This is a genomic window from Streptomyces sp. XM83C, from assembly GCF_023072675.1.
GTDB classification, from domain to species: Bacteria; Actinomycetota; Actinomycetes; order Streptomycetales; family Streptomycetaceae; genus Streptomyces; species Streptomyces thermocoprophilus.
In genome coordinates this window covers 1-3,885 of record NZ_JALLGL010000434.1, presented here as the reverse complement: position 1 = coordinate 3,885, position 3,885 = coordinate 1, and the positions used below count along the sequence as shown (strand labels likewise).

Below are 3,885 nucleotides of genomic sequence, written 5' to 3'. Positions count from 1 at the left end.
ATGCCGGGAGGCAGCCCCGGCCCCCGTACCGGTGTGGAGGCCGGGGCCGGGGCTGCCTCCCGGCATCGCGTCCGTCCCCCCGCTCACCCGCCCTTGATCCGCTCGGCGGCCGCGAACAGGGCCACCGCCAGCACGATCAGCGTCACGCTCGCGTACACCTCGTACCCGTCGAGGACGTCCCAGCGCTGCACGAGGCCGAGATGCCAGTCGGTGAACTCGTGCAGCAGCCCCAGCACGCCCTGCACCAGGGCCAGGAATCCGGCGAACTCCATCAGCTCCTTCATGCCCTCGACTCTCGCCCCGCGCCGACCCCGGGCACATCGGCCTCGGGGCGAGCCGTGCCCGACGGAGGTCCACCGTCGTGGGCCTCCCCGTCGACCGAAGTCGACACCGCCGCGACTTCGGTCGACGCTGCGGCTCACGAGCGGGCCGTACCGGCCGGAGCTGCGTAGATTGGCCGATTGTGATGGACGACGGTACGGCGACGGCGCCGGTGCTCTCCGGGCGACGCTGGTGGCTGCCCTCCGCGCTGGCCCACGAACTCGACCCGGACGCGGGGCGTGGCCGGCGGCCCCGGCGCACGGCACGCGACTGGGTGGTGGACTTCGCCTGCTTCTTCGCGGCCGTGGTCGTGGGCGTGGCCGCCTCGGACACGCTCCACGGCGACGCGCGCGTCCCCGACGGTCTCGTCGTCGCCGACCAGGTGCTGGGTGCCCTCGCCTGCGGCGCGGTGTGGCTGCGCCGCCGTCACCCGGTGGCCGTCGCCGTCGCCCTGTCCGTGGTGGGCCTGGTCTCGGAGACGGCGGGCGGCGCCGAGATGATCGCGCTGTTCACGCTCGCCGTGCACCGGCCGTTCCGATACGTCGCCTGGGTCGGCGGAGCGCAGCTCGCCGTGCTCCCGCTGTACTACTGGCTGCGGCCCGACCCGGAGCTGCCGTTCCTCGTCTCCGTCACCTTCGTCGCCGTGCTGACCGTCGCCGTCATCGGCTGGGGCATGTTCGTGCGCTCCAAGCGGCAGCTGCTGCTCAGCCTGCGCGACCGTGCCCGACGGGCCGAGACGGAGGCGCGGCTGCGCGCCGAGCAGGCCCAGCGGCTCGCCCGCGAGGACATCGCCCGCGAGATGCACGACGTCCTCGCGCACCGGCTGACCCTGCTCAGCGTGCACGCGGGCGCCCTGGAGTTCCGGCCCGACGCGCCCCGCGACGAGATCGCCCGCGCGGCCGGAGTGATCCGGGAGAGCGCCCACGAAGCCCTTCAGGACCTGCGGGAGATCATCGGCGTACTGCGCGCGGGCGACCGCGACGACGCGGGCAGGCCGCAGCCGACGCTCGCCTCGCTGGACGCGCTGGTCGCCGAGTCCGGCGAGGCGGGGACGAAGGTCACCCTCGACCGGCACGTCACCGACCCGGACACCGTCCCCGCCTCCGTCGGCCGCACCGCGTACCGCATCGTCCAGGAGGCCCTCACCAACGCCCGCAAGCACGCCCCGGGCGCCCCGGTCACCGTGTCCGTCACCGGCGCGCCCGGCGACGGCCTGTCCGTCACGGTCCGCAACCCGGAGCCCGAGCGGCCCGCACCGCCCGTGCCCGGCTCCGGGCAGGGCCTGATCGGCCTCACCGAACGCGCCGGCCTGGCCGGTGGCCGGCTGGAGCACGGGCCGAGCGGGGACGGCGGGTTCGAGGTGCGGGCCTGGCTGCCGTGGGCGCCGACACCGTGAGCGCACCCGGCCCGGCCGGCATGGTTGGCTGAACCCCATGACCGACGCGATCAGAGTGCTCCTCGTCGACGACGATCCGCTGGTGCGGGCTGGGCTGTCGCTGATGATGGGCGGCGCCGACGACATCCGCGTCGTCGGCGAGGCCGGAGACGGCGACCGGGCCGTGACACTCGTCGACCGCACCCGGCCCGACGTCGTCCTGATGGACATCCGTATGCCGGGCGTCGACGGGCTCACCGCCACCGAGCGGCTGCGCGCCCGGCCCGACGCACCGCAGGTCGTCGTCCTCACCACCTTCCACGCCGACGAGCAGGTGCTGCGCGCCCTGCGCGCGGGCGCCGCCGGGTTCGTGCTGAAGGACACCCCGCCCGCCGAGATCGTGGACGCGGTCCGCAAGGTCGCGGCCGGCGATCCGGTGCTGTCGCCCACGGTGACACGGCAGTTGATGGCGCACGCCGCCGGCACCGCCGCCGACACACGGCGCACGCGCGCGTGCGAGCGACTCGCCCTCCTCAACGACCGGGAACGCGAGGTCGCCGTGGCCGTCGGCCGGGGCCTGTCCAACGCGGAGATCGCGGCGACCCTGTTCATGAGCGTCGCCACCGTCAAGGCGCACGTCTCGCGCGTCCTCGCCAAACTCGGCCTCAACAACCGCGTGCAGATCGCCCTCCTCGCCTACGACGCCGGGCTGACCGAGGAAGATCATGGCGACGGGCACTGAACGGGCACCCCGCACGTTGGACGGGGCGACGGTGAAGCCGCCGGCAGGGGGAGGACGCATGAGCGAAGTGACCGAAGTGATCGACCTGGGGGAGTACGGCGACGCGTTCCGCACCGACCCCCACCCGTTCTACGCCGAGTTGCGCGCCCGCGGCCCCGTGCACCGGGTCCGGCCGCCGGGAGCCGACCCGGACCACGAGACCTGGCTGGTCGTCGGGTACGAGGAGGCGCGCGCCGCGCTCGCCGACCCACGGCTGGCGAAGGACCCGTCGAAACTCGACATGACGTTCCTCGACGAGGAACAGATCGGCAAGTATCTGCTCAGCGTCGACCCGCCGGACCACACCCGGCTGCGGTCCCTGGTCTCCCGCGCCTTCACCATGCGCCGCGTGGAACTGCTCAGGCCGCGCATCCAGGAGATCACCGACGACCTGCTCGATGCGATGCTGCCGCGGGGCCGCGCCGACCTGCTGGAGTCGTTCGCCTTCCCGCTGCCCATCACCGTCATCTGCGAACTGCTCGGCGTCCCCGAGATGGACCGCGCCGAGTTCCGCAAGATCTCCACCGAGGTGGTCGCACCCGCCGGCCCGGACAGCGAGTACGACGCGGTCGTCGCGCTCGCCGCGTATCTCACCGAGCTGATCGAGGACAAGCGGTGCGCCCCCGGTGACGACCTGCTCAGCGACCTGATCCGCACCACCGCCGAGGACGGCGACCGCCTCTCGCCCGGCGAACTGCGCGGCATGGCCTACCTGTTGCTGATCGCGGGGCACGAGACCACCGTCAATCTCATCGCCAACGGCGTGCACGCCCTGCTCACCCACCCCGACCAACTCGCCGCGCTGCGCGCCGACATGAGCCTGATCGACGGGGCCGTCGAGGAGATGCTGCGCTGGGAGGGCCCGGTGGAGGCCGCCACCTTCCGCTTCGCCGCCGAGCCGCTGGAGATCGGCGGAGTGCGGATCGAGCAGGGCCAGACCGTGCTGGTCGGCCTCACCGCGGCCGACCGCGACCCCGCCCGCTACCCCGAGCCCGACCGCTTCGACATCCGGCGCGACCCGCGCGGCCACGTCGCCTTCGGCCACGGCATCCATTACTGCCTGGGCGCCCCGCTGGCCCGGCTGGAGGGCCGTACGGCGATACGCACCCTGCTGGAGCGCGCCCCCGGCCTCGCCCTCGACGGCCCGCCCGGCCCCTGGCTGCCGGGCATGCTGATCCGTGGCATGCGCAGCCTGCCGGTGCGCTGGTAGGAGCCGGCCCGAGGGCCGGGGGCGACGCCGGGCCGGCGTGCCACCGCGCCGGGGCGATGCCTGGCCCGGGGTGCCTCGCGATGCCGGGTCGGCGCGCCCCGCGATGCCGCGCCGGCGTGCCCCGCGATGCCGCGTCGGGGCGACGCCGCGCGGGGGGTGCCACCCGCGCCGGGCGCCCGCCCGACATGCCCCGAGGGG

4 protein-coding genes are annotated in these 3,885 nt (G+C 74.6%); 3 read left to right on the top strand and 1 reads right to left on the bottom strand.

All coding sequences use genetic code 11. The features are described from left to right. Positions 1-83 precede the first annotated feature (83 nt). On the bottom strand, positions 84-284 hold the full coding sequence (locus tag MTQ10_RS28730) for a hypothetical protein (protein ID WP_247473274.1): 201 nt from the start codon (positions 282-284) through the stop codon (positions 84-86). Between the two features lie 182 nt (positions 285-466). Between MTQ10_RS28730 and MTQ10_RS28725 the strand changes: the two genes are divergently transcribed. Genes MTQ10_RS28725 through MTQ10_RS28715 form a run of 3 tightly spaced genes read left to right on the top strand, consistent with a single transcriptional unit; the run spans position 467 to position 3,687 of the window. Further along, on the top strand, positions 467-1,717 hold the full coding sequence (locus MTQ10_RS28725; RefSeq protein WP_247473275.1) for a sensor histidine kinase: 1,251 nt from the start codon (positions 467-469) through the stop codon (positions 1,715-1,717). 37 nt (positions 1,718-1,754) lie between these two features. Then, positions 1,755-2,438, top strand: coding sequence for a response regulator (locus tag MTQ10_RS28720; protein WP_247473273.1), 684 nt, complete (start codon positions 1,755-1,757; stop codon positions 2,436-2,438). Between the two features lie 58 nt (positions 2,439-2,496). After that, positions 2,497-3,687 carry a cytochrome P450 family protein gene (locus MTQ10_RS28715; protein WP_247473272.1) on the top strand — a complete coding sequence of 397 codons (1,191 nt, stop codon included), beginning with the start codon at positions 2,497-2,499 and terminating at the stop codon, positions 3,685-3,687. Positions 3,688-3,885: the final 198 nt, after the last annotated feature.

Excerpts from the sequence above, each read along its gene's own strand:
- MTQ10_RS28730 (WP_247473274.1), bottom strand. The coding sequence starts at position 284 with ATGAAGGAGCTGATGGAGTTCGCCGGATTCCTGGCCCTGGTGCAGGGC.
- MTQ10_RS28725 (WP_247473275.1), top strand. The coding sequence starts at position 467 with ATGGACGACGGTACGGCGACGGCGCCGGTGCTCTCCGGGCGACGCTGG.
- MTQ10_RS28720 (WP_247473273.1), top strand. The coding sequence starts at position 1,755 with ATGACCGACGCGATCAGAGTGCTCCTCGTCGACGACGATCCGCTGGTG.
- MTQ10_RS28715 (WP_247473272.1), top strand. The coding sequence starts at position 2,497 with ATGAGCGAAGTGACCGAAGTGATCGACCTGGGGGAGTACGGCGACGCG.